Source organism: Solibacillus sp. FSL K6-1126 (assembly GCF_038003445.1).
GTDB lineage: Bacteria > Bacillota > Bacilli > Bacillales_A > Planococcaceae > Solibacillus > Solibacillus silvestris.
This window is the reverse complement of the sequence record NZ_JBBOPD010000001.1, coordinates 616,149-640,175: the sequence shown is the minus strand read 5'-3', so window position 1 is coordinate 640,175 and position 24,027 is coordinate 616,149. Positions and strand designations below refer to the sequence as shown.

23 protein-coding genes and 1 pseudogene are annotated in these 24,027 nt (G+C 33.4%); 13 read left to right on the top strand and 11 right to left on the bottom strand.

Features of this window, described 5'->3' with window-relative positions; translation table 11 throughout:
• Nucleotides 1-99 precede the first annotated feature (99 nt).
• Nucleotides 100-1,917 carry a helix-turn-helix domain-containing protein gene (locus tag MHH44_RS03155; RefSeq protein WP_340797780.1) on the bottom strand — a complete coding sequence of 606 codons (1,818 nt, stop codon included), beginning with the start codon at nucleotides 1,915-1,917 and terminating at the stop codon, nucleotides 100-102.
• 143 nt (nucleotides 1,918-2,060) lie between these two features.
• Between MHH44_RS03155 and MHH44_RS03150 the strand changes: the two genes are divergently transcribed.
• The 4 genes from MHH44_RS03150 to MHH44_RS03135 all read left to right on the top strand — a co-directional run bounded on the left by MHH44_RS03150 (nucleotide 2,061) and on the right by MHH44_RS03135 (nucleotide 5,571).
• Entirely contained in the window at nucleotides 2,061-2,771 is a 711-nt protein-coding gene (locus MHH44_RS03150) for a DUF5058 family protein (protein ID WP_014824803.1), read from the top strand.
• Between the two features lie 19 nt (nucleotides 2,772-2,790).
• Entirely contained in the window at nucleotides 2,791-3,498 is a 708-nt protein-coding gene (locus tag MHH44_RS03145) for a small-conductance mechanosensitive channel (protein WP_340797779.1), read from the top strand.
• Nucleotides 3,495-4,685 carry an amidohydrolase gene (locus tag MHH44_RS03140; protein ID WP_340797778.1) on the top strand — a complete coding sequence of 397 codons (1,191 nt, stop codon included), beginning with the start codon at nucleotides 3,495-3,497 and terminating at the stop codon, nucleotides 4,683-4,685. Before MHH44_RS03145 ends, MHH44_RS03140 begins: the two co-directional genes overlap by 4 nt.
• Before the next feature lie 307 nt (nucleotides 4,686-4,992).
• The gene (locus tag MHH44_RS03135; protein WP_340797777.1) at nucleotides 4,993-5,571 is read left to right on the top strand and encodes an SET domain-containing protein; all 579 of its coding nucleotides are present in this window, start codon (nucleotides 4,993-4,995) and stop codon (nucleotides 5,569-5,571) included.
• A gap of 94 nt (nucleotides 5,572-5,665) precedes the next feature.
• Here the strand turns inward: MHH44_RS03135 and MHH44_RS03130 are convergent.
• Nucleotides 5,666-7,540: pseudogene (locus MHH44_RS03130) on the bottom strand (DNA topoisomerase III); the annotation flags it as partial.
• 113 nt (nucleotides 7,541-7,653) lie between these two features.
• On the opposite strand from MHH44_RS03130, the gene MHH44_RS03125 reads away from it, so the two are divergent.
• From MHH44_RS03125 to MHH44_RS03105, 5 genes are all read left to right on the top strand, one after another.
• A complete protein-coding gene (locus MHH44_RS03125; RefSeq protein ID WP_340797776.1) occupies nucleotides 7,654-8,889 on the top strand; it encodes a site-specific integrase in 1,236 nt (411 codons plus the stop codon).
• Complete coding sequence (locus MHH44_RS03120; protein WP_340797775.1) at nucleotides 8,886-10,802, top strand: DNA-binding protein; 1,917 nt, start codon at nucleotides 8,886-8,888, stop codon at nucleotides 10,800-10,802. Before MHH44_RS03125 ends, MHH44_RS03120 begins: the two co-directional genes overlap by 4 nt.
• Before the next feature lie 10 nt (nucleotides 10,803-10,812).
• The gene (locus MHH44_RS03115; protein WP_340797774.1) at nucleotides 10,813-12,447 is read left to right on the top strand and encodes a tyrosine-type recombinase/integrase; all 1,635 of its coding nucleotides are present in this window, start codon (nucleotides 10,813-10,815) and stop codon (nucleotides 12,445-12,447) included.
• On the top strand, nucleotides 12,434-13,117 hold the full coding sequence (locus MHH44_RS03110) for a hypothetical protein (protein WP_340797773.1): 684 nt from the start codon (nucleotides 12,434-12,436) through the stop codon (nucleotides 13,115-13,117). Before MHH44_RS03115 ends, MHH44_RS03110 begins: the two co-directional genes overlap by 14 nt.
• Nucleotides 13,118-13,459: 342 nt before the next feature.
• Nucleotides 13,460-13,888 carry a DUF3888 domain-containing protein gene (locus tag MHH44_RS03105; RefSeq protein WP_340797772.1) on the top strand — a complete coding sequence of 143 codons (429 nt, stop codon included), beginning with the start codon at nucleotides 13,460-13,462 and terminating at the stop codon, nucleotides 13,886-13,888.
• A 201-nt stretch (nucleotides 13,889-14,089) separates the two neighbouring features.
• On the opposite strand, the gene MHH44_RS03100 is transcribed toward MHH44_RS03105, so the two are convergent.
• Both MHH44_RS03100 and MHH44_RS03095 read right to left on the bottom strand, forming a co-directional pair.
• Complete coding sequence (locus MHH44_RS03100; protein WP_340797771.1) at nucleotides 14,090-14,686, bottom strand: hypothetical protein; 597 nt, start codon at nucleotides 14,684-14,686, stop codon at nucleotides 14,090-14,092.
• Between the two features lie 281 nt (nucleotides 14,687-14,967).
• A complete protein-coding gene (locus MHH44_RS03095) occupies nucleotides 14,968-15,525 on the bottom strand; it encodes a carbon monoxide dehydrogenase (protein WP_340797770.1) in 558 nt (185 codons plus the stop codon).
• A 377-nt stretch (nucleotides 15,526-15,902) separates the two neighbouring features.
• Here MHH44_RS03095 and MHH44_RS03090 point away from each other — a divergent pair, with 377 nt between their 5' ends.
• On the top strand, nucleotides 15,903-16,334 hold the full coding sequence (locus tag MHH44_RS03090; RefSeq protein WP_340797769.1) for a DUF4279 domain-containing protein: 432 nt from the start codon (nucleotides 15,903-15,905) through the stop codon (nucleotides 16,332-16,334).
• Nucleotides 16,335-16,809: 475 nt separating this feature from the next.
• Here MHH44_RS03090 and MHH44_RS03085 read toward each other — a convergent pair whose 3' ends face one another.
• The 5 genes from MHH44_RS03085 to MHH44_RS03065 form a co-directional block, all read right to left on the bottom strand.
• Nucleotides 16,810-16,977, bottom strand: coding sequence for a hypothetical protein (locus MHH44_RS03085; protein WP_340797768.1), 168 nt, complete (start codon nucleotides 16,975-16,977; stop codon nucleotides 16,810-16,812).
• Between the two features lie 198 nt (nucleotides 16,978-17,175).
• Nucleotides 17,176-17,388: a hypothetical protein gene (locus MHH44_RS03080; protein WP_340797767.1), complete on the bottom strand. Its 213-nt coding sequence runs from the start codon at nucleotides 17,386-17,388 to the stop codon at nucleotides 17,176-17,178.
• 204 nt (nucleotides 17,389-17,592) lie between these two features.
• Entirely contained in the window at nucleotides 17,593-18,288 is a 696-nt protein-coding gene (locus tag MHH44_RS03075) for a hypothetical protein (RefSeq protein WP_340797766.1), read from the bottom strand.
• Nucleotides 18,289-18,552: 264 nt separating this feature from the next.
• Nucleotides 18,553-18,969 carry a hypothetical protein gene (locus tag MHH44_RS03070; protein WP_340797764.1) on the bottom strand — a complete coding sequence of 139 codons (417 nt, stop codon included), beginning with the start codon at nucleotides 18,967-18,969 and terminating at the stop codon, nucleotides 18,553-18,555.
• A gap of 527 nt (nucleotides 18,970-19,496) precedes the next feature.
• On the bottom strand, nucleotides 19,497-20,420 hold the full coding sequence (locus MHH44_RS03065) for a DMT family transporter (protein ID WP_340797763.1): 924 nt from the start codon (nucleotides 20,418-20,420) through the stop codon (nucleotides 19,497-19,499).
• 106 nt (nucleotides 20,421-20,526) lie between these two features.
• Here MHH44_RS03065 and MHH44_RS03060 point away from each other — a divergent pair, with 106 nt between their 5' ends.
• Nucleotides 20,527-21,417, top strand: a complete 891-nt coding sequence (locus tag MHH44_RS03060) for an AraC family transcriptional regulator (protein WP_340797762.1) — start codon at nucleotides 20,527-20,529, stop codon at nucleotides 21,415-21,417.
• A gap of 246 nt (nucleotides 21,418-21,663) precedes the next feature.
• Here the strand turns inward: MHH44_RS03060 and MHH44_RS03055 are convergent, their stop codons facing one another.
• Nucleotides 21,664-21,987, bottom strand: coding sequence for a hypothetical protein (locus MHH44_RS03055; protein WP_340797761.1), 324 nt, complete (start codon nucleotides 21,985-21,987; stop codon nucleotides 21,664-21,666).
• Between the two features lie 515 nt (nucleotides 21,988-22,502).
• Here MHH44_RS03055 and MHH44_RS03050 point away from each other — a divergent pair.
• The gene (locus tag MHH44_RS03050; protein WP_340797760.1) at nucleotides 22,503-22,937 is read left to right on the top strand and encodes a hypothetical protein; all 435 of its coding nucleotides are present in this window, start codon (nucleotides 22,503-22,505) and stop codon (nucleotides 22,935-22,937) included.
• A 467-nt stretch (nucleotides 22,938-23,404) separates the two neighbouring features.
• On the opposite strand, the gene MHH44_RS03045 is transcribed toward MHH44_RS03050, so the two are convergent.
• On the bottom strand, nucleotides 23,405-23,620 hold the full coding sequence (locus MHH44_RS03045; RefSeq protein ID WP_340797759.1) for a helix-turn-helix domain-containing protein: 216 nt from the start codon (nucleotides 23,618-23,620) through the stop codon (nucleotides 23,405-23,407).
• Nucleotides 23,621-23,771: 151 nt separating this feature from the next.
• Here MHH44_RS03045 and MHH44_RS03040 point away from each other — a divergent pair, with 151 nt between their 5' ends.
• Entirely contained in the window at nucleotides 23,772-24,023 is a 252-nt protein-coding gene (locus MHH44_RS03040) for a transposase (RefSeq protein WP_340797758.1), read from the top strand.
• Nucleotides 24,024-24,027 lie beyond the last annotated feature (4 nt).

The window sequence follows — 24,027 nt, the reverse complement described above, 5'->3', positions numbered from 1 at the left end:
ACTTGTCCTATTTTATACTCACTTGAAATTTTAGTATACATTTTTATTAAGATGTATTAATTTTCTAGCATGACAGTTATCCCCCTCACTCCCCTATATTTACTCTCGTTTTTTTACAGGCGTTAAGTAATTTTCTTTTAAATAACAAGCTAATTGCATTTTCAGTGCATCTTCCTGTATTTGAAACGAGATATTTAATATTTGCTCAATTCGGCTTAATCGCTGGTACAAAGTGTTGGTATGAATATGTAAATGCTGTGCTGTTTGCTGAACGGAGCGATTAAATCTGAAATAGGCCAACAATGTTTCATACAGGTGACTTTTATTGGCTTTAGTCAATAACTCACCGATTTGGTCATGAATGAAGTTTGCCAAGTCTTTTGGCGGGACTTGTAAAATCAGCTGATTGAGACCGATTTTATCGTAGCTCGTAATTGTCCATTCATCACGTACATGTAAAAAGCGCAATGTTTGCAGCGCTTCTTCGTATAGAGAAGAAACTGTCTGTAGGGTTTTATATTGTTTACTGATTGCGCACCGAAAAAGCGGTTTATGCTGTGATTGCCACTTTTTTTGTAGGCGCGAGAGTGTTTCGTTTAATGTTGTAAGCATTGCTGGTGACGGCACACCGATTAAAAGAGTGATTTTGTTTTTTTCATAAAAAAGTAATTTCCGTTCACCTGGAAATTGTTCCTTTAGCATGGAGATGAACTGATGTAAATATTGTTCAACCGATAACATGTCGGCCGTTTGTTTGAACTCGAAAATACATAATCGGTAGTAGTCCTGCACATCTAGATCAAGTTGATATGCCATAGAAGCAACTGTTTTTTGATTAGGTGCATCGATGATCTGCTGGAATGTTTCCTGCATTCGTTTGTTATGGTGCTCCAGAACATTTTTATTGCGTAAAATTTGCAGTGTTAAAATATTGGCCCCCTGCTCCAGTGTTTGCTGATCTTTGTAGGAAATGATGCCTTTCTGTTCAATAATCATACTCCCTAAACAAATATCCAAATTATAGAGAGGATAAACAATAAAGCTGCGGTCATTTTTAAGCCGATACTCAAATGGCTTCATTTTCAAGAATAATTGTTTTTTTATTTTAGCTTTTGTGTGAGGGGGAATGGACTGATCATCTTCAAAAAACACATCATCATATGCATCATAAAAACCAATTGGTAATTGCGTTAAGTTTTTCAGTTCATTTAAAATGACGGAGATCGGTTCGTTTTGTAAGAGCAATTGATTTAATGTAGCATGCACATCATAGCGCTGTTTAAGAAGGGTATGTTTTGTCTCTAATGCCAGAGATAATTCGTGCGCTTCTTTTACTTTCTCAGTCATCTGTTCATAATACTGGGCTTTTTGAATTGCCACCCCTACCTGATCGGCAAAGGCTTGAAAAAATAATAGATCTTCTTGTGTGAGGTCTCTTTTCTTTTGAAGTTGGTGAAGGATCATGATGCCGATTGGCTTAGCATCAACAGTTATCGGTACACAAAGAGCTGCTTGCGGAACATGTGCGCTCTTTAATATTGTCTGTAAATTACGCGGGCTTACATTTTGATGGTACATAGCAGCCATAATTTCTTCGTAACTGTTAAAGAACTCACCGATTCCTGTCGCAAATACACGACCAGTAATGGCCTCATTCGGCTTTGTTTGAAATTGTTCAATAAGTGGCGGGAAATGAATATAGGTTTTCGGAATTAGACACTGTTTCTGTTCATCAAAAAGCATTAAATACCCTGCATCTGCTTCAGGAATAACGTTCAGTGCATGCCGCATGATTGTATGTAATACTTCATCAATATGAAGTTTGGAAGTGATTGTCCGGATACTTTCCACGAGGATAGATAACTGTTTATTTGAAAGTGTTAAGTGACGTAGAATTGCTTCTTGTCCATCTGACATAGACATTCCCCTCTTTCTGAAATATATAGAATATTCCATAATTTTATTTATAAATATAGAGGATTACACATTGTTTCGCAACAAGAAAACAAAGTATAGTATTAAAAAAACTGAATTGTTCGTCAATTTAAAGGAGGGGTTTTATGAACTTAGCATCAGAGATTATGGATCATCCGATTTTATGGGTTATAGCATTTGTCGTTGTACTCATTGTAATTTTCCAAGCCATTGTCTTTATACGGATTTCAAAGAAAGTAGCACCAGAAGTAGGCTTAACGAACAAGGAAGTCACTTCAATTATTCGAACAGGTGCAATTAGTTCATTAGGTCCATCATTTGCCATTATTATCGTGGCCATTTCTTTAATTACTTTAATTGGTGAACCAACGACAATGATGCGAATTGGTATTGTCGGATCAGCACCGATCGAAACAGTAGGAGCAAGTCTTGGGGCCGAAGCAGCAGGTGAAGAGTTAAGTGACAAAAGCTTCTCAGCACAAGCATTTACAGCAGCAGTTTGGACAATGTGTTTAGGCGGCATGGGATGGTTGATTGTTACAGCATTGTTTACGAAATCTCTTGGTCGCCTTCAAAGTAAGTTAACGAGCGGTGGCGGCAATCGGGCAAAATGGTTAAGTGTCATTTCGACTGCAGCAATGATTGGTGCTTTCGGATATTTTGGTGGTGGCCAGATCGCAAAAGGTATGAATGAAACGATTATTTTTATAGTCGCTTTACTTGTAATGCCGGTTATTATGTGGGCAGCTCAACGCTTTAACCAGAATTGGCTCCGTGAGTGGTCACTAGGACTAGTTATTTTAATCGGTATGAGCGTCGGGTATTTCTTAATTTAATTGAAGGAGGATGATTAAAATGGTCGTTTTAGAGCGTCACACAACAGATGCTTCACCTACAAAAAGCGAGGAAAACTTTGCAATGTTTCATAGTCAGGCACATTTCTGGGGTCGTCTTACTATTTGGAGTGTCATCATTTGTACGATAGCCCTTCCCCTCTATTTATCATTTGGTCTAGGGTACCATCCAGGTTGGTCTGTTATCTTAACAGGTTTTTTAAGTTACGGGGCCGTTGTATCGATCATCTGGTTTGTCGAGCCAATTAGCTACTACCCTATTTTAGGTGTGTCGGGCACGTATTTGGCATTTCTAACAGGTAATATCGGAAATATGTGCTTACCTAGCGCATCTATTGCCCAATCCATCGTAAAAGCAGAGCCAGGGACGCGCAAAGGTGAAGTTACCGCAACATTAGCGATTTCTGCCGCTTCCATTGTGAATACAACAATGCTTATAGCTGTGATTTTAGGGGGTTCTTACTTAATTAATGCGTTGCCTGTGTCAATCCGCGCCAGCTTCAGCTTTGTATTGCCGGCTATCTTTGGTGGAGTGCTTGCGCAGTTCGCATTAAAGAAACCCGTTTGGGGAATCGGTGCTATTGGATTGGGGATTTTTGCAGCGCTTGGCCCTATTCCGCCGTCGTTCCAAACCTTTATTTGTATTGCAGGAACAGTACTCTTTGCCGTAATTCTTGAAAAAATGAAAGCGAGTGAACAAACATCATGACAATTAAACAACAGTTAATGGATAAGTTAGCAGCACGGAACGATGAGATGATTGCCATTCGCCGTCATCTACACGAACATCCGGAACTCTCCTTTGAAGAACAGCAAACAGCACAGTATATCGCGGATTTCTATGCAAATAAAGACGTAAAGGTCCATCGCAATGTCGGCAATGGGTACGGAATTATTGTAGAAATTCAAGGGCAACATCCAGGTCCTGTCATCGGGATACGTGCAGATTTTGATGCTTTACCGATTGAAGAAAAAACAGATGTCCTATTTAAATCGAAAAACCCGGGTGTCATGCATGCTTGCGGTCATGACGGTCATACCGCGTATTTGCTCATTTTAGCAGACTGTCTCATCCAGTTAAAAGATGAATTGCACGGAACAGTGAAAATTATTCATCAGCATGCAGAGGAAAAACCGCCTGGTGGTGCCAAAAGTATGATGGCTTCCGGTTTACTCGATGACTGTGAAATAATTGTTGGGGCACATTTATTCCCAACATTTAAAGTCGGACATATCGGATATCGTGCTGGCGCTGCAATGGCCGGCCGCTCATTTTTCAAATTGGTCGTACATGGTACAGGAGGGCATGGTTCGTCCCCTCACCTGGCGAATGATGCAATTGTTGCAGCCTCGAACTTTGTAACGACTGTACAAACGGTTATTAGTAGACGGTTAAACCCGTATGATATGGGTGTCGTTACAATCGGTTCATTTGATGGAAAAGGAACGTTTAATGTTATTAAAGATGCCGTAACGCTTGAAGGTGATGTGCGTTATATGAACGACACTGTTCACGCTACGATTGAAAAGGAAATCAAACGGTTAGTAGACGGTTTAGAAGTCCAGTTTGGTGTTACTTGCACGCTCACTTACGAAAAGGATTATCCACCGTTAGTAAACGATAAGGACCTGACAAATTTTGTCGTTGAAACATTGGAAGCTTCGGAACAGGAAGAAATCATTGCGATTGAAGAAGCACCGTTGTTTTCAGGGTCAGAGGATTTTGCGTATTATGCACTCGCAAAGCCATCCACTTTTTATTATATTGGCTGCCAACCAACGTACTTAGATGTACCTTATATGAACCATCATCCAAAGTTTGATATTGATGAACGGGCATTATTAGTTGCAGCAAAAGCTGGTGCAGAAGTCGTTGCTAAATATTGCTTAAAATAAAGTTGCCTAAATGCCATTGTTCTCTAAGGAGAAAATGGTATTTTTGCTGTGTTTAAAACTAATTTCCTTCATCCAACAGGTCATACATACCCCCATCAAAAACATCCCTATCCGCATGATTTTGTAATGAAATGAAATTCTCCCTCTACAATAAAATCCCATGCATCAAAGCATTATAAATACTGACTAAAGCCTATTCCAAATAGAAAGTAATGACATAAACATATTAAAACAATCTGATTTCAAGGAAATAACTTTTATTCAACATAACATTTAAATGGGTTTTACTTTTAAGGAGGAATAACAAATGATGCATCCACATACAGAAATTCAATTTGTCAGTGAGCAGGTAGGCGTCGGTGTCTTTGCAACTAAACTAATCCCTAAAGGGACGATTGTTTGGATTAAAGATGACTTAGACTTGATGCTGACAGTAGAGTTTATCGAAAGCCTTGGTGATTTGCAAAAAGCGGATGTCTATAAATATGCGTACTTAGAAACTGACGGTATCTATGTCCTTCATTGGGATCACGCAAAATATATGAATCACAGTTTCAAACCAAATTGTGTCGATACAGCTTATAATTTTCAAATGGCCGCAAAAGACATTCAACCTGGCGAGCAATTAACATGTGATTATGGAACTTTAAAAGGTGTTGAGGATTTTCAGTGCATCTCTGAAGAAGGCACATCGAGAACTAAAGTAACGGCAAATGACTATTTAACCTATTATGAAGAATGGGATGAAATGGCACGGGATACATTCAAATATTTCAATGCCGTAGAGCAGCCGTTAAAGTATTTAATCAACAAGCAATACGTTAACAAAGTGAATGCCGTTGCGAATGGTACTGCGCCAATGGATTCGATTCTTACGCTATATTAGATGAATTTGAAGAAACTACAGTACCCATTTAAAACATAAAAACCGCACTTGTTAAAGTACGGTTTCCATTCCTGCATGTAATCAATAAAGCGAATTACTCATCAAATTTCATGCCTTTTAATAAATCCGCAAATGCGTTATTAATTGGCTCTACTTCTTTTTCTTGCTGCTTCAAATATTTTTGAACACTGCGTTTATCAACTTTACCGCCGCCTTCTTTTTTACGGCGCGCTTCGAATGCGGATAATTTTTCGCGGTAACCGCACTTACATACAAAAATTTGGCCTTCACCTTGTCCATGCAGCTCCAGCTTTTTCTTACATTGCGGACAACGGGCATTCGTTACACGTGAGACGTTTTTACGGTGACCGCACTCACGGTCCTGGCATACGAGCATTTTTCCTTTTTTCCCGTTTACTTCAAGCAATGGCTTTCCGCAATCCGGGCAGGACTTCGTTGAAATATTATCATGCTTGAACTTTTTATCGCTGTTTTTAATATCGGCAACGATTGCTTTTGTATGCTGCTTCATTTCATTAATGAAGACATCTTTTTTCAGCTTACCCTTAGCAATTTGCTCAAGCTTTTGCTCCCATTGTGCCGTTGTTTCCGGAGATTTTAGTTCATTCGGTACCAAATCCAGCAGCTGGCGGCCTTTTGACGTAATATGAATGTCTTTTCCACGCTTTTCAATAAGGAACGAATTGAACAATTTATCGATAATATCGGCACGCGTTGCAACAGTCCCTAGCCCACCTGTCGATTTTAATGTATCGGCAAGCGCTTTGTTTTGCGTATTCATATATTTCGCCGGATTTTCCATCGCTGTCAGTATTGTCGCCTCTGTAAAACGAGCTGGCGGTTTTGTTTGTCCAGATGTTTGGGCAAGTAATGTCACGTTTAGCACTTGTCCTTTTTCAAGACGCGGCAACAGCTGTTCCTTCACATCCTCTGAAGTTTCCTCGTCATCAAAACGATTCGAGTATACTTCTTTCCACCCAGCAGAAATAACCGTCTTACCGCGTGCGATAAATTTCTCTTTCCCGATTTCGGCTTGAACTGTTAATTGCTCATACTCATGTGCAGGGAAAAGAACTGCAAGGAAACGTTTTACGACCAGATCGTAAATTTTACGCTCTTTATCATTGAAGTTCGCAAAATTCACATATTCTTCAGTCGGAATAATCGCATGGTGATCGGATACTTTACTATCATCAACAAACGATTTACTTGCTTTAATCGGCTTTGTTAGTACTTTGTTTGCTAACGTACGATATTCCCCTACAGAACAAGCTTTCAAACGCTCAGGCAATGTGCTGACAATATCGGATGAAAGATAACGTGAATCCGTACGCGGGTATGTGAGCACTTTATGTGATTCATATAGCTTTTGCATAATATTCAACGTTTCTTTTGCCGAATATCCGAATAGCTTATTCGCATCACGTTGTAATTCAGTTAAATCATAAAGTCCAGGAGAGAATGTCTTTTTCGGTTTACGTTCAATATCGATGACTTTCGCATTTTGCTTATCTAATGTATGAACGATTTTGTCGATCTTTTCTTTATCAAAACTGCGTGCATTGCCGTTTTGATCCTGCCATGTCAATTTCAGCTCTTTCGTTTGAGCTTCGATTCCGTAATACGTTTGAGGTTTGAAATTCTTTATTTCATCTTCACGAGCGGCAACCATTTCAACAACCGGTGTTTGTACACGACCTGTATTAAGCTGTGCATTAAATTTCGTCGATAATGCGCGACTTGCGTTCAGTCCGATATACCAGTCAGCTTCACTTCGGGCAACCGCTGCATAATATAGATTTTCATATGCTTTCCCTGGCTTTAAATTCGCAAAGCCTTCTTTAATCGCTTTATCGGTAACCGAAGAAATCCATAGACGTTTAACCGGTTTATTTACTTTTGCGCGTTCAATAATCCAGCGTGCAACAAGTTCTCCTTCACGACCGGCTTATCTCCATAATAGTGTACATTATAAAAGTGTACATAAATCACATTCTCCTCTAGGTTATTTCAAGTAACTTCAAAGATCAAAAATTAAAACAGAAGATAAGGAGTGATATTTTGTCCAATATTATTTCAATTCAAAATGTAAATGAAAACAATAAATTTATGATTAACCCTGTTTGGATTGACTATGTTGTTGATGGAAATGGAAAAGTTAAAGAAAGGAAACACATTTGTTTGATTGCTTTAAAAGATATTGAAAAAGGAACATATATTAACCATCATTTAAGTAATTTCATCATAGATAAATGGGGATTGAAATCCTTCAATACACAAAAGAAACATGCAACAAATACAGTGAAATTCCTTAACTATATAATACATCACTATCCCGTACTAAAAATAAAAAACTTAATTGACCTCACAATTAACCAAGGCACTATATATTTGAATTGGTTGGGGACGACAGGTGTTTCTCAAGAAACTGTAAAAGATGCTGAAAGAACATTAATACATTTCTATGTATGGGGAATCAAAAAATCTATATTTACCGAAGTAAACATTACAGAATTTAAAGAACAACTATCTGAGCAAAATAAAGTATATTTTCAATCACCCTTTCAAGTAATTTATCCTCAAAGGAAAGTGAAGGAACTTGAACATGTGATTCCATTCGAATTTATACCAGTGTTTATAGAGATCGCAACTATACATGCTCCGAGAATTGCTTTGGGGATTTATCTACAGATCTTTGGAGGTCTACGTGTATCAGAAGTGCTTAACATAAAAAGGACTCAAATTACTAAAACCCTTGCAAGCAAAGAGTTCATTTTACAAATAGAAAACCAAAATTTTAGAACGGATTTAAAAGAACATGCATCCGTAAAAAAAACGCGTACTCAAGCTGTATTAGATGTAAATGGTTGGGGCTCAACTTTATTAAGACAACATTTAAATATTTATCAATCAAAATCCACCAACGCCCTATTCCTAAATTCAAATGATAGACCCATGTCTGGACGTAGCTACAGACAATATTTCGAGAAATGTAAAAACCTCTTTATTTCTCAACTAGAGTGCTCTGAGCAAATAGATCATCGAATCGTTGCACAACATTTAAAAAGTATAAAGTGGTCAACGCACATAGGGAGGGGAACCTTTACAAACCTTGTCGCTAATGAGGCTAGTAACCCATATGAAATTGCTCATATGAGGGGTGATTCAAGTTTAGAATCAGCGCTTTCCTATATGGTTTCAACATCTCGCATTCATCAAAAAATTGAAGATAAATTAGAAACTATGCATGAAACTTATATACCAAATTTACTTGAAGGGAAAGGAAATAAATCATGATTCACTTAGAAAAAGATTTATATACAATCAAAGAGGTTGCACATTTAGTAAATAAACCCGTATATGCTATTAATAATGCTATTTATTCAAAACAATCATTAGTTAAATTAGATGTAATTCGAAAAGAAGGAAGAATATATATTAAAAAAAATGAGGTGAAAAGATATATAGAATATTTTGAAGAAAGACAAACTTCAATAGAAATAGATAGTGTATATGCAATAAACAAACTTAATAGGCGAATGATGAAAATCCCCAAATTAAAGCAAACACAAGAATTATTTTTAGAATATGCACGAAATTATTTTAATAAAATGAAAGGTTCAAATTCCCATAAAAGAAATATAATTAATGAATTTGTAAATTTTCACAACAAATTAGTCACTGTTATAGAAGACGATATTTTCAAGCTTAGTTCAGATAAAATTAATGATTTATGTTTAAAAGAGGATTTCTTAAAAACTAAAGAAAGATTACTTTTTACAAGATTCATAAATTATGCATTTGAACAGAAAAAAATTCCTTTAAAAAGTAAGTTAATTGCTGCTCAAAAAAATACGAAATCAGAAAAAGAAATATATTCAATTGAAATGTTTAACCAAATCTATAGACATGTTCAAAATATTGAACTTCATTTGCAACACAGTATTAACGATAGAAACTATGCAAATATGTGGGTTTATACAACTTTACTCTGCTGCGATTTTATTAGAGGAAGTGATTTGATTTTAAACACACCTACGATGAAATTAAAAGATTTAGGGATTGAAAATGAAGATTTCCAAAGTGGAAATTTCGCTTTAACAGATGAGAAAATTCAGCACATTATCAAACAAATATACTTTTCTTTTAGAAGTAAGAGAGCGTCAAAGACCGGAGAATTATTAACTTTTTTAGTACCGGCAAGTCTTGAAAAACCTTTAGCTTATGCAATGATATGCTCTGAATATCTAAGAAATACTGATGAATTACAACTTGAAACCTTTATTCAAGGCAAATATAAAAAAATCTGTACACATGGAGCAGTTTCGCATTTAAAATTCTTCACTAACTATGAACAATTCGCTGACTTTAAATTTAGCAGTTTAATTATGAATCGTTCGATAGCTACATATTTATACGGTTCAATTACTGAAGATAGCGCATATGATTCAGAGTTAGCTCTAATATTAACGCAAACAGCACGCTCTCACAAAAATGAAGATAGTACAAAAAGTTATATTCAAATGATGAGTAAAGACGGTTCATTAGAAAGAGTTTCAAATAACCTTTTTAGAAGAGGTCCATTCGGGTGGCTTTATGATCAATTACTAAAATTTATATTTTCAGAAGGCTATAAAAGTAAAGTTTTAGAAACAAGAACAGTTGTAATTGAAAAATTAAAGGAATCTTTTTCACTTAAAGATATGGAATCTTTGGCTGCATATTCATTCAACTATTTAAAACCATATACTGCCGATCAAAATACTACTATAACTGAAGTAATGAACTTGATTTATGAAAAAAGGATTAAAGTTATCCATAAATTAATGCAACTGAACCAACAAGATATAAGTACTTTATTTAACCAGTTAGCTACACATTCCATGCCATCAAAGATTGAACACGCTCAATGTTTAATAGCACCAAATTGCGAGTACCCAGCATTAGTGAATTGTATGTATTGTGAATACGTATTACCTCAAAATTTAATTTTAATACAACTAAATCACGAATTATTGAGACTATTAGAAACTATAAATTCTACCGAAAATCCAAACATATTAAAAAGAGAAAATCGATTCCTTATTCAATGTTTTTTGATTTTAAGTGAAGCTAATAATACTTTTGGAAAAGAGCATGTTAAAGCCTATGTAGAAATAGATAAAGTAAGGTCTCTCATAGCAAAAACTGCAAATAAAATTGAGTTATAGGGAGATTATAATGGAAATAAGAAAAATATTAAATGAATCTGAATTCACAAAACTAGAATCAATTAGCCAAGTTTATCAAAATGACCTCACCCTAAAAGATTATCAAAAAATTTTCGATTATTTATTTGAAGTTAATAAAATTCGTAATTGTTCTTTTGAAGACCCTATTTGGTATATTTTCGATCCTCTATCTCAATTAGATATGCATATGAAATTTAATTTAATTAGTTTTCAAAAAATCAATTTACATTTAAAGTTTTATACATTACTCAGAATTTCATCTGGTAAAGCTGCTAAAACTGTATATGATGAATTAGCTTCTTTAAGAAAAGTGATTTTGTACTCTAACGGATTTCAAACTGTTGAGAAACTAAAAGAATTTTTCGTAGAAAGTTTAAACAACTATAAATACCTAGGGAATCACTTAATTATGGTCACTAAAATATTTATCGATTTCTATAGATGCGAGAATTATCAAGAAATCTTAGATTTATGTGAGAGTATGCCTAATTATAAAAAATTAGTTAGAAAACTCCCAAACTTCCAAGATGTTTTAGAGTTAGATGACATTATAAATCATTACTTCAAAAACAGTGATATTAAAGAAAACATTACTTACCTACCTATTCTAATTTGGTGGTTACTCACAAACATTTTACCTATGCGGCCAAGTGAATTTTTAAAGTTAAAAAAAGATTGTTTAATTAAGGATGAAAAAAATCAAAAGTTTCATATTTCTGTACCTCGAATTAAGAATCTAAATAGTGAACTCAATAATTTTATTAACTATGATTTAGTTGCAATTGATGAGGCTACTTATAAATTTTTAATGTCTGCAAAAGATCAAGTAAATAGTTTTTTCCCTGATACTGAATACTTGTTCCCTTCAGGTATTTTTAATATTAATGCAAAAAATAGTGGCGCTAAGAAAAATTCGGTACTAAACTTAAGGGATTTCAATGATTTAAAGGATAGATTTTATAAGGAAATCGTTGAGAGAAAATATGAAAGATATAATTTAGAACGCGTTAAAGCTGCTGATACCCGTCACTTTGCAATTATAAATATGTGTTTACAAGGTTTTAGCATGCATAACATCGCTACTCTAGCAGGTCATACAGAACTAAGAATTACACAGGGATATTTTAGCCACGCACAATCTTTTGTACAATCTTATGTGTACAAATTAACTCAATTGAAACTTGAAAGTGATATCAGTCATAGAATGAACACCGCTATCATTGGTTGGAAAAAATATTTAGTTCATAAATCTTATTTAGAGAAAAAGAATTTAAATGATAATCACGTAGGTCAAATACAATACGGTTTTTGTTCAGAACTAAAAGAAAATTTCCCAAATACTTGTATTGAATTTTGCGAATTTTGTCCTAAATACATTTTTGCACCAAGCGTAAATGAAAGTGAACAAGCGTTTAAGTGGTTAGCTTATCAATCTGAAGAATTAGATAAAAAGATTGATGAAGCATTGGGGCTATTAGAAAGTTTAATTTCGTTACCACAAAGATACGGTAACGATTTAAATACAGTAGAGCGTAATACCGCTGCACGTAAGCTACAGCATTTTATAGAGCTAAAATCAAGCGTTAATGCTCAGATTGAAGGAGAAATAAATGTACGAAATTAAACGAGGGAAACCACAGCAATGGACAGATGAGCAGCTACAGAAAATCGCTTTAGAAGTAAAATATAAATTACCTAATGCCAAACTCACTGCTTTACAGCTAGAAAAGGAAACTGGTATTGGACGAAATACATGGAGCCGACGAATGAAAGGTTTTATTAATCAATTGAACGCACCTGTACATGTACCTTCACTCAAAGAAGGTGGCATTATTACAATTGCAACTGTAGACGAATTATTTGAAAACTATGGTGACAATACAATTGAATTAAAAAATGAAATTGCAAAACTACTTAACATTATAAATGACTTATACAATGACGCAAAACAAGTTGAAGCACTTAAAGCGAATGTAACAAAACTTCAAACTGAACTTGATACTACTAAAGAAAAATTAAAGCAATCCGCTGAACAAAAAGTACATTTTGAAGTGCTTTATAATCAAATTGTTGCAGAAAGTTATTTTCCGCATTTATATGGGTGTTCGGAAAAGTTACAAGCAGCTAATGTTAAAGCGAAAATTATTCCTTTACCTCAAAGTCCAAATGAGATATTAAATATTACTGAACCTTTAAAAATTTATAATGCGAATTTAAAAGAAAATTTAATTAAAGATGGTGAAGAAAATGATTTAATAAAAAAGTTAAATAATAAATTTAATTTAGATTTTTAAAATCATACTAAAAGCTGCAAACTAAAAGAAATGCTATTCTAGTTTTTATGCAAATTTATAATCAAGCTCCGCTAGTATAAACCCTAGTACTTCAACCGTTTATGCCATATGTATAGAGAACTGTATAATTAATCATTTAAGGGAAAAGGCACAAATGTTGATTTAACAACATTCGTGCCTTTGTGTTGTATGCCCAAACTTGCGTTTGGGAACGTTATTTTATTATAAGCTGTATTAATTATACAAACTTTGATTTTAATTAATACATATTGCATTGAAATATTTGACTGACATAAGTAAATCTTTTATGTACAAAATAAACATTAAAAAGGAAGTGGAAAAGTGAAGAAAAAAATTATAACTCCTTCTTTTTTACTGCTATTTCTAATATCAACAACATTAACTTATGCTGAATCAGATTATTATCAGCCTGTTAAAGAATCTAAAGAAGAACGCATAATGGACATGTTTTTTTTACTACTATTACCAAACATCGAAGAAGCAGTTTCTAATTACTATTCCGATTATCTTACGGAAAGTCCTTTGGTGTATCCGTATCAAATAAAAATTTTAAATACGGAAAGAATTGATGACGCTTTTCAGTTTTCAGTAACCCTCGAAGTCACTCCAGTTTTGGGTGCACATAACCCAGTAGGTAGAGACCAACTAACATTTTCAATAGCTCCAAATGAAATTAAGCTTAAAAATTTTAAGCACATGGAAACATTTGAACTTCCACCACATTTGCAAATTTTCATAAAGAAAAAGTAAAAGATTGTACGATTTCAATCTGTTTAACTAAACTGGGGCAACACTTGAAGTACGGATAGTTCCCAAAGCGTCGTTTGGGAATCTAATTAAATAACAAGCAGCTAACATTTTATATTAGCAGCTTAATCGAACGTTCCCAAGCTTTGCATTTGGGAACGTTTATTCAGTTTGTTTTGTATACATTATTAGTACTTGTTGCACTTAAGAATTATAGTAACTTGTTATGTTAAATTGAAATATTTCAGTTTCAAAATTATATTTTTTAATAACGTCAGTTGCAAACTGTTGTACTTCTTTTTTGGTGTTTTCATCGAACTTATCGTGTGGTAATACTAATGATATTATAACGTTTTTGTCTGAAGATACGTCCCCCTGTACGGCAACATCATAGCCTAATTCATTTAAACTTAGCATGATGTCTCCCATTAAATCATTGTAACTTAGCCTTTTTGAAATATGATTCCCTTCTTTTTCGGAGTTATAAAAACTTTTTATGTTAAATTGAAATAAATCAGAATCAAAATCATTTTGTTTAATAACGTCAGTTGCTATTTGTTGTATATCTTCTTTGGTCTTTTTATCAATCTTGTTACTTCCTAATTTCACGATTATTTCAATGTTTCCGTTAGGCAAAACAGCATGGTCTAAAACAACCCCATAATTTTCGCCATTTAAGTTACTTTTTATCTGCCACATCAAACTCTTTAATTCATGTCTTTCCTCTTCGGATAACTGAGAACCCCTATTCGTACCTTCTTTTTCCTTGCCAGAAACCTGTATATATAAAAATAAGGACACTACTACCAACACTAGTGAGACCAAGCTAATTACACTAATTTTCCCTTTTTTATAACAACACCTCCCTTTTTTAAGGTATGCCATTGTTTTTTTAAAAAGAATTAAAAGCTCTTGCCTAAACTACCTTGCGACGTTTGGCAACCTAATTAAAGTAAAAAGCAACCAAGACTGTGTCTTAGCTGCTGAATCGAACGTTCCCAAGCTTGCAGTTGGAAACATTATGAGGTTGACTTCTGTATGCTTTATTAATCCTTGTTGCACTAAATGTCCCAAATTAGTTATTAAAATGAGTTAGCTATTAAAACGAATGTTTCAAGCGTTTCTTCGTTAGCTACTTTATTATAAATTCCAAGCATATACTGCAAATTATTTTTTTCAAAGACAAAAAAGTTAAATAGTTGATCTTCAAAGTAAATGGCTTTGGTACCATCTTGAAGTGTATATTCTTTACCATTTAAGTTCAGTTTATTTTTGAAGTCCAATTTGTTATTTAAAGGACGAATATCAATTTTATAAATATTATCACTTAAATCTTTGTTAACAAACCTTATTTCAAGGGAATCGTTTAAATTATAGTTCTTATCTTCTAAAAATCTTCCGAATTCATGTGTGAAAGAAATAGAAGGTAACATTTCAGGTAGCGTTACTTCACAGTTAAAATGATTTTCAAATTCTTTAATCGCAGCTTTTACAGATTTATATCCAACTTCAGTGAACTTTTCCTCAAAAGAAGGCTGAATATCATTCGAATTTGCATTTACTGTTCCATAATAATACAACCCACAAGTTAATAGACTTAATAAAACCATTAGAAGTGGGATACGTTTATCCAATTTCATTTTATCACCCCAATTATATTTAGGTTTAGTTTGTCCTGTTGGGTTACAATAATTCCTTATTCTCCTGCTGTGTTAGTTGAAAAAATGTACCATAAGCTACACTTGTTTACATACAATTCAAAAGTAGCTAAAAGCAAACAGCCCATTCTAATGAACGGGCTGTTTTGTTACCAAAGTGTCGTTTGGGAATATTGCTGATCCGTAACCTTGTAATGGCATTCGCTATTCCACAATCGGGCGCGATTCTTCAAAAAGAAGATCGCGTTTTTCCGTTAAAGGGCCAGATTGTGGAGCAAAAGTTTTTTATGTAATCTTTGGTTACATTTATCCTTACGTTATAATCACTTGTATAAGTATAAAGACCTTTGGAGGGCTGCATGGATAAAACAAGTTTATATGCATACATTAGTTTTACTGGTAAGGAAGATGTTGATGATTTTCCTGTAGAAGTAGTAACAGAGATGTTAGGTGTAAAACCAACAAGAATATTACGAATGGGTGAAAGAATAAATGATGTACGTACACGTTCGTTTACATCGTGGCAATATGAATCTGAAACATTAGAAACACTGGATATAGATGATGTTTTACTTCATATTTTAAATGTTTTCCAGGAAAAAACAGATTCAATTAACCGTATAAAAAAAGCATTGAATTTGAATGTAAACGTTGCATTAGTGATAACAATGATAGATGGTTTTACACCTGGTTTAGTGATCTACCCTGAATTTAGTAAATTTGCTTCCGATATCAATGCATGTATTGATATCGATATGTATGTGTATCCATTTAGTGAACCTGAAGAATAACAACTCATATTTATAAATACTAAATGAATTTTAATCTCAATAACGTTTTCAAATAAAAGTTTGGAGACACAATCAATCTTCAACAATAGGGCGCGTTTCTTCAATATGAAGATCTGAACTGCACCCCATTTGTTAGACACATCTAACAAGGAGGTGCCGTTTTTCTATCGCTAAAATGAGTGCAGAAGATAAATTAGCAGCGGTTCTACGATATGTAAATGGAAAAGAAAGTACAAGGGAAGTAGTGCAGATATAGAGGTATCCCTTCGTTACCTATTAACTTGGGTTGTTTTTGCAATTTCTACGGCTTTTTTAGCTTATGTGGGTTATACACGTAGGAAAAATATGATTGATAAGTTTGCTAAATTATTAGGCATAATTTTATTTATTATTAGTATAGTATTATATTTTTTAAAATAATGTGAAAAAAAGAGTAGCAATTACTGCTCTTTTTTATTCTTATCAACTCACCGTATTAATTTTCCGGTGAGTTGTTCTTTTTTTGCGTATTTTTTAAAAACTGTACACGGGCATCCAGACGATGGAGCGCTTGTTTCTGTAATTCTTCTTGGGTTTGCCAATTGTTTTGATCTTTACGAGCTTGGAATAGTGTGTTTAATTGTTCCTGTTCTTTTTTCTTCATGAACGTAGCCCCCTTTTCTTCAAAGGTTAATGATTCTTACTTTATTTAAAAAGTCCATTATATCTATATGTAATATGTCGGATTTGTTACTCGTTCAGATTTACAATAGGTGTCTAAACGGTCACCAATCCCTTTATCAATTACAATCGTCCTTAGGGTCTTATCGCTTTGTGGAAGTCCTTTTATACGCTCATGTACTCATTCATAAAGCATTTCCATTAGCATGGATACTTCATTCTGTGTGAATTGGGGGTGAATAACTAATGAATGAGGGATGATTTCTCTATTACTGCTATTCACATCCTTATTACTCTGTGTGACTTCATGGTGAATTACTGGTGAAGAAATGGTCACCTTTCTTGAATTAAAGTTCACATAATCAAAAATACTTTTATCTAAAGGTTCCGGCACTTAATCCCCCTTGTTCCCTGCTCTCCATATTCGATTGTATAATATTTATAACATCTTGTATGTTTCCATTGAACTTAATCACTATAAAATTTAGCACTAATATATGTATATTGAAAAAAGAATCCTCCAATTTTTGTTATTCATACTTAGAAACCACCTCAATTCAGAGTTTGATTAGTTTCTGAAAATTAATTCTTAGAATTTCTAACTGATTCCACCATTTTTATTACAATGAAATTCAATTTCTATGTTATGGGAAGAAACAATACCACTTTGTGAGTATTTTCCTCCAACAACAATTTTATATATAGTATCTCCATCACTTAAAGACTCATTATAGCCTAGCTGGGTCCAACTTCCACTAGTGTCTAAAGTTTTCGAAGAAATACTGTTAAAAGCTGAAAATAACTGTCTTCCCTTGGATGAATTTTTGTTTAATTGCGTATCAAAAGAACCTTCAAAAATAATGCTTGCTTCTTTTGAGCCTAATTGTAACTTTACTGTTTTTGGTACTGAAATCGGATTATAACGTTCATTATTGTCTAAAACAATAATTGATGCATTCGCTCGCTCTTTTGCTAGCTTTTCAAACTGGTCTACTTCAATCCAATCTTCATTGAGGAAATCTGTGATAGGCTCCAATTCCAACGTGAAATCTTCTTCGCTTATTGCATTTACTTTTTCTATTATAGCTACATAATTTTGATAATATTCTTCTTTTTGCTCTTGCGATAAATTTAAAGGAATCGGCGCAACTTCTTTTGTTTTTTCAGTATTAACCACGTTGTTATTTGCTTTTGATTGCTCAGCAAGCGATTCTTCTGTTACTTCTTTATTATCAGTGCAGCCTGATAAAGCAAATGCTCCTAGTAAAATACTTACGTAAAAATATTTTTTCAACATTCCCACCTCATTTAGCTCTATTTAAAACAAACTCAATAATACCATATATGGATTTTATTAGTTTTAAGATATTTAATTCTTAAAAAATATTTTCCACAACGTCTCATATATTTTTTAATAAAAACAGCGACGAACACTGATTTAACAGTGCTTGTCGCTGTTTGAAATGTTATCAATCTTTTAATTTGGGAACGTTTATTGATGCAAATTTATTTACATTATACAAAGTTAATTAGTTTACAACCATAATTACAATCTGTTTTATTTTTTAGTCAATACAATAACTTCAGAATTGTTGTTCCACTCTATTTTTGCTTCCATTGTTTTATCATCTTCAGTAATTCTTGCACAAGGTTCTGCGTTAACTGGAGGACCGGTACATTCAAGATTTCCAGAATTAATATTTTTATCTGGATGATTGAATCGCTCTTCTTTTCTTGTTAATTCCAACCATGTACTTTTTAAGTTATATCCAAATATTTCTGGTGCAGTTTCTTCTCCAATATATTCAAATGAAATATCATCCCATGTACGACCTTCACTTATTTCGGTTTTGTACTTCACCACCCAGTTATCATTTGTTCCGAAAAAATTATATTCTTCTTCACCTTGTGAACAGGCACTTAAGGTTAGCAAGATAAAAATAGATACAACACTTAAAATCATATTTAATTTCATTGTTACGCCTCCCAAACAATATACATTCTATATATTACCATTTTCAAATGATTTTATATAGTTTCTGTTTGAATGTGTTATTTTGATAGTTGATAAGTTACCCAAGCGACGTTTGGGTATTTTCTTGTACTTAACTTTGTGAACGCATAGATTTAATACTCCTAGTTATTCCACAATCGGGAGCTTTTCTTGAATTAAGAAAAGTGCTTTATTCAATTATAGGGCCATATTGTTGAATAACAATAAATGTTTCCAAAAGAGGCTTGGAAACTTGTTAAATTAGTTAGCATACAGAAATCACACGTAAATTTGCAATGTTTTTGCAAACATAGCGACGATTTTTAATTACACTTAAGAGAAGTAATCGCAGTTATTAAGTATTCCACAATGGATCTCGTGTCTGTAATATCTATCAGCTACTCGTTTTCTTTAAATGGCCAGCAGATTACTTAAAAAATTTGGTTAGATTAAAAAGCCCCACAGAATTACTAAATATAATTAGCTAATTCTGAAAGGCTTTTTATTTTTTAAGGATGCTTAATATTTGAAGATGATTTTTTATTCAAAGCTAGCAATAATATCATCCCTATGATACATGCTGTACCAACCCATTGAAAAAATTCAAAAGGCTCATTTAACCAAAAAACTGTTGTTAGAACAGCTGCTAGTGGTTCTAAACTACCTAAAAGGCTTGTTTCTTTTGGGGAAAGACTTTGTAAACTTTCTATATAAAACCAAAACGCAATCATTGTACCGAATATTGTAACGAATACTAAGTATACATAGGCTTCTACTGTTAAGCTTGTAAAGTCCATTTGCCAAGGTGGATGGATAAAACTTAAGGCAAAACCTCCTATAATCATAGCCCATCCAACAATGACAAGGGAACCGTATTGCTCAAGGAGAGGAACTGCATATAAAGTGTAAAACGCTAATGCTACTCCAGATAACACACCCCAAACGATTGCGGGTGTCGGTACAGATAGGCCCGAGAGTGAACCGTTTGTTAATAAGAAAAAGCAACCACCTAAAGCAAGTGAAACAGTTAACAAATCTTGTCGTGTTAATGCAGCTTGCTTACGTAAAATTAAGTAGATGATAATCATTACAGGTGCTAAGTATTGTAATAATGTCGCAACAGCTGCATTTCCATGATTAATGGATGCCATATATGTGTATTGAACAGCGAGCATGCCAAGTATGCCGAAAATAATCAGTTGAACAGCTATTCTTCTATCTTTCCAAACACCAAAAACTTGAGAACGGTCCTTTCCAAAAAAATGAACTGTTAAGAGTAAAAAACCAGCAATGAGCAATCGTGTCGTTACCAGCCAATTTACATCAATTGCGTATTGTTGAAAGAGCTTTTGAGCTACTGTACCACCAATACCCCAAAATATCGCTCCCATTATGACAAAAAATAATCCTGTTCTTCTATTTGGTCTATTCATAATTGATTTTCCACCTTTAATATAATAATAGTATTATAATAGATAAAAAAATGTTTTAATTATACTTATATTGTATGAAAAAATATCAGTATATTGAGGTGGTTATATGCAGATTAAAAATTTTATGGTTAATCGAAGTTTAAAAGAGCTGACCCAACATCGTACAGCTGAATTACCGATTGCATGTTACGAAACAGTGATTAAGGAAAATATATATGGCTATATTCCACTCCATTGGCATGAAGAGATTCAATTTGTTCTGATTATAAAAGGGGAAGCCATTTTTCAAATAAATGAAGATAAAATAGTGGTACGAGAAGGAAACGGTATTTTTATAAATAGTGGGTGCTTGCATATGGTGGAGGAAATGAAACAATCGGGCTGTGTCTATATTTGTTTAAATGTGTCCCCTCATTTCGTTTTGTCCCAAGAACTCTATACAACCTATGTAACTCCTTATATTCAAGCAACTAATTTATCATATGTTTTTGTAGATGCAAATGACTTTTGGGGGAAAAATATTTTAGATGCCATAATAAAAATCAAACAGTTGATTGAGCGAAAACCGCAGTACTTTGAAATTGATATAACCATGCAACTAACGATAATTTGGAAAAACTTAATCTTTAATGGTTTCCACCCAGAATACGTCCAAGCGGAAATGTTAAAAAGTCAGCGAATGAAGCAAATGTTAAGTTGGATACAGCTAAATTATACTGAGAAAGTCATGTTAGAGGATATTGCAAGAGCTGGTGGGTTGAGTCGTTCCGAATGCTGTCGATACTTCAAGCGAATTTTAAAGAAAACACCGTTGAGTTATGTAACCGATTATAGAATCCAAAAAAGTTTAATTCTATTGCAACAGGTAGAATCCAATGTTACTGAAGTTGCCTATCAAGTAGGCTTTAATAGTACAAGCTATTTTATTGAGAAATTTCGAAAGTCGATGAACATGACACCATTAGCATATAAAAAATATAAAATGGACGATTGTTAACTAAATTATGTTGGTGAAAAATGATTTGCCTTTCTTGCTAAACTAACCTGCTAATAGAAGCTAAGTGATCTTCAGCAATCGGGCGCGATTCTTCAATAAGAAGATCGTGTATTTCCGTTAAAAGGCCAGATTGTGGAGCAATATTTTTTAAGTAAGGTGAACCGGATCATAAAATACGGTCGATTTATAATAAAGTCACATAAAACAATTCAGTTAATGTTTTAAATGAATTTATTTTGTATGAGATTAATCATCTAATTTACTTTTATATTGAATTTCAATAATTTCCTTTGTAATTGAATAATAAGTTGCCTTGCAATTATCGTATTTTCCATCTTTATTATCAGACCACATAGAAGTTGTTAAATTTAAATTTTTATCTTCAAAATAGATGGAAGTACTTTTAGATGTACTTTCAATTGTGCAAGCACCTTCTACAGTTAGAGTATTATTTGTCCACTTCATAGATAATTCGAATACTTGTATCCCTGTAAAAATTCCAGCTATTATAAAAATGCTAACCGCTACAAAGAAATGATTAGAAAAATCTATGTTATTTTTTCTTTGCATTGAAAGTCTAATAATATAAAGAAGTGCTATAACCGTTATAGTGGCAGATACTACGGTCCAAAAAATAAAAGTCATTACAAAATATTAACGGGTTCGGTTGATGGGGAGAAAACATTAAATAGCAGCATATTTGGGACACCAATTCATATATAAATTGGTGTCCTTATTTTTGTTGTTATATCAGAATCCCTAATGATTTAACACCTTAATTAGCACAAAAATTCACATACAACTTGGAGAGACCACATAAATTTATGCGGTCTTGTTAAACTCTATGTCAAAACGGGTGTTAATTGTTCGCATAATATCAAACTGAATTCTTTCTTCTAAAAGGGGGATAGGAAATTTATGTTAAAATAATCATATGGTAAAATTGAACAATTCTGAAAAAAGTATTAGCGTTCGGGTGCATTTCCCCATCAACCAAACCTATTACTATTTTATGAGTCTTTTTTGCTTTGAAACTCGTATAACTGATAAGTAAAAATATTTTAAAAAAAGAAAGAGGGATGAGAATGTCGAAAAAAACATTGGTTATATTGCTTGGTGGGATAATATTGATTTTAATTTTGGTATTTACTTTTCTGCAAAAGAACAATAATGTTACATCGGAATGGGAAGGATTTTATCTAGAACAAACAAGCAAAACCAGTGCTACGCAATACGCGATCTATTCTATTGATGGGACGCTCGTAATAAAAAATTCATTTATGCACCCTCCTCGTATTATTGGTTCTACCAAAGAAGATTTCAACAAGCATTTTACAATCACTGAAACGGAACTAATCCCTGGAGAATATAAAAAATACAGTGTATTAAAGAACAAAGACACTTATACGATTAAAGTGAAGGGAAATCCAAAATTTAGTTATACTTTAAATAAAGTTGCACCAAGAAAATACAGAGGTGAAGATGGGATTGAATATTCAACTGGTTTTTATTTGGAATAACTTCCTCCAGGTAATTCCTCACTTCCCATCGGGTAGATGAAATTTAAATTAGCTAATAAAATACAGCAAAAAACGCTCAGAAACTGAGCGTTTTTTATTGTCAATTATAGTGTTAGTGTAGCTGTTGAAATATACGCTGATTAACCTGTTATTTACGTGGTTAATTGCACTTTTCTCCCCATCAACCGAACCCGTTAACAAAATATACTCCTTTGTTTTTTACAGTACGTACTTACGCTAGTTATAGAGAACAGTATGATAAGTAACGATATTCAACAATCGGGCGCTTTAATTGAATATCGCACTCCGAAATAATCAAACTTTTTTATAAAAACCAACTGTTTTAATCAATCTTTGTATCAAAACAGTTGGTTTCTCTCTGCATAAAATCAGCGTTTGCAACTTATTTTTAATCGAACTTTATTAAAAAGCTACTTCTATTTTATAAAAATAACCGTCCACATAGTTTATTCAAGATGACGGTTATTTTTTTCTAACATTAATTCAACTTCTTTAACAATAATGTTTGGTTGTATATTTAGTACGTCGCATATTATAAAAATCGTATTCAGACTAGGCTGTCTCTCTGCTCTCTCTAACATCCCAATATAAGTTCTATCCAATTCGCATTGCAAAGCTAACTGCTCTTGTGATAAATTAGCTGCCTTCCTATGCTTACGCAAAACGACTCAAAATGCTTTTGAAATTTCCACGTCATCACCTCTTAGTTTATTAACTAAGAAATGTGACACCTCATTCGACCGACTATAGTCATCAAAACTAACTGGTGATACAATATTATACAAATCTAAAATTCAATGGGAGCCTATTAAAATGACTTATAAAAAATACGAAGATGATTTTAAAAGAAAAATTGTAAATTTACATTTAAGTGGACATTCTGTTGCAGATTTGTCGAATGCACATAAGATTTCTAATACCGCAATTTATAGTTGGATTAAAATTTATGGTAAATCGGAGACTACGAAACAACAAATAAATCTTGAAATGTCTAAGGAAAATGAAAGATTAAAAAAGGAAGTTGCGATTTTAAAACAAGCCATGACCATTTTGTCTTCTAAGTAGGAGT

What these genes read in the sequence shown, in the direction of transcription:
- MHH44_RS03155 (WP_340797780.1), bottom strand. Translation starts at nt 1,917, where the DNA reads ATGTCAGATGGACAAGAAGCAATTCTACGTCACTTAACACTTTCAAAT.
- MHH44_RS03150 (WP_014824803.1), top strand. Translation starts at nt 2,061, where the DNA reads ATGAACTTAGCATCAGAGATTATGGATCATCCGATTTTATGGGTTATA.
- MHH44_RS03145 (WP_340797779.1), top strand. Translation starts at nt 2,791, where the DNA reads ATGGTCGTTTTAGAGCGTCACACAACAGATGCTTCACCTACAAAAAGC.
- MHH44_RS03140 (WP_340797778.1), top strand. Translation starts at nt 3,495, where the DNA reads ATGACAATTAAACAACAGTTAATGGATAAGTTAGCAGCACGGAACGAT.
- MHH44_RS03135 (WP_340797777.1), top strand. Translation starts at nt 4,993, where the DNA reads ATGATGCATCCACATACAGAAATTCAATTTGTCAGTGAGCAGGTAGGC.
- MHH44_RS03120 (WP_340797775.1), top strand. Translation starts at nt 8,886, where the DNA reads ATGATTCACTTAGAAAAAGATTTATATACAATCAAAGAGGTTGCACAT.
- MHH44_RS03115 (WP_340797774.1), top strand. Translation starts at nt 10,813, where the DNA reads ATGGAAATAAGAAAAATATTAAATGAATCTGAATTCACAAAACTAGAA.
- MHH44_RS03110 (WP_340797773.1), top strand. Translation starts at nt 12,434, where the DNA reads ATGTACGAAATTAAACGAGGGAAACCACAGCAATGGACAGATGAGCAG.
- MHH44_RS03095 (WP_340797770.1), bottom strand. Translation starts at nt 15,525, where the DNA reads ATGAAATTGGATAAACGTATCCCACTTCTAATGGTTTTATTAAGTCTA.
- MHH44_RS03090 (WP_340797769.1), top strand. Translation starts at nt 15,903, where the DNA reads ATGGATAAAACAAGTTTATATGCATACATTAGTTTTACTGGTAAGGAA.
- MHH44_RS03085 (WP_340797768.1), bottom strand. Translation starts at nt 16,977, where the DNA reads ATGAAGAAAAAAGAACAGGAACAATTAAACACACTATTCCAAGCTCGT.
- MHH44_RS03070 (WP_340797764.1), bottom strand. Translation starts at nt 18,969, where the DNA reads ATGAAATTAAATATGATTTTAAGTGTTGTATCTATTTTTATCTTGCTA.
- MHH44_RS03065 (WP_340797763.1), bottom strand. Translation starts at nt 20,420, where the DNA reads ATGAATAGACCAAATAGAAGAACAGGATTATTTTTTGTCATAATGGGA.
- MHH44_RS03060 (WP_340797762.1), top strand. Translation starts at nt 20,527, where the DNA reads ATGCAGATTAAAAATTTTATGGTTAATCGAAGTTTAAAAGAGCTGACC.
- MHH44_RS03055 (WP_340797761.1), bottom strand. Translation starts at nt 21,987, where the DNA reads ATGCAAAGAAAAAATAACATAGATTTTTCTAATCATTTCTTTGTAGCG.
- MHH44_RS03050 (WP_340797760.1), top strand. Translation starts at nt 22,503, where the DNA reads ATGTCGAAAAAAACATTGGTTATATTGCTTGGTGGGATAATATTGATT.
- MHH44_RS03040 (WP_340797758.1), top strand. Translation starts at nt 23,772, where the DNA reads ATGACTTATAAAAAATACGAAGATGATTTTAAAAGAAAAATTGTAAAT.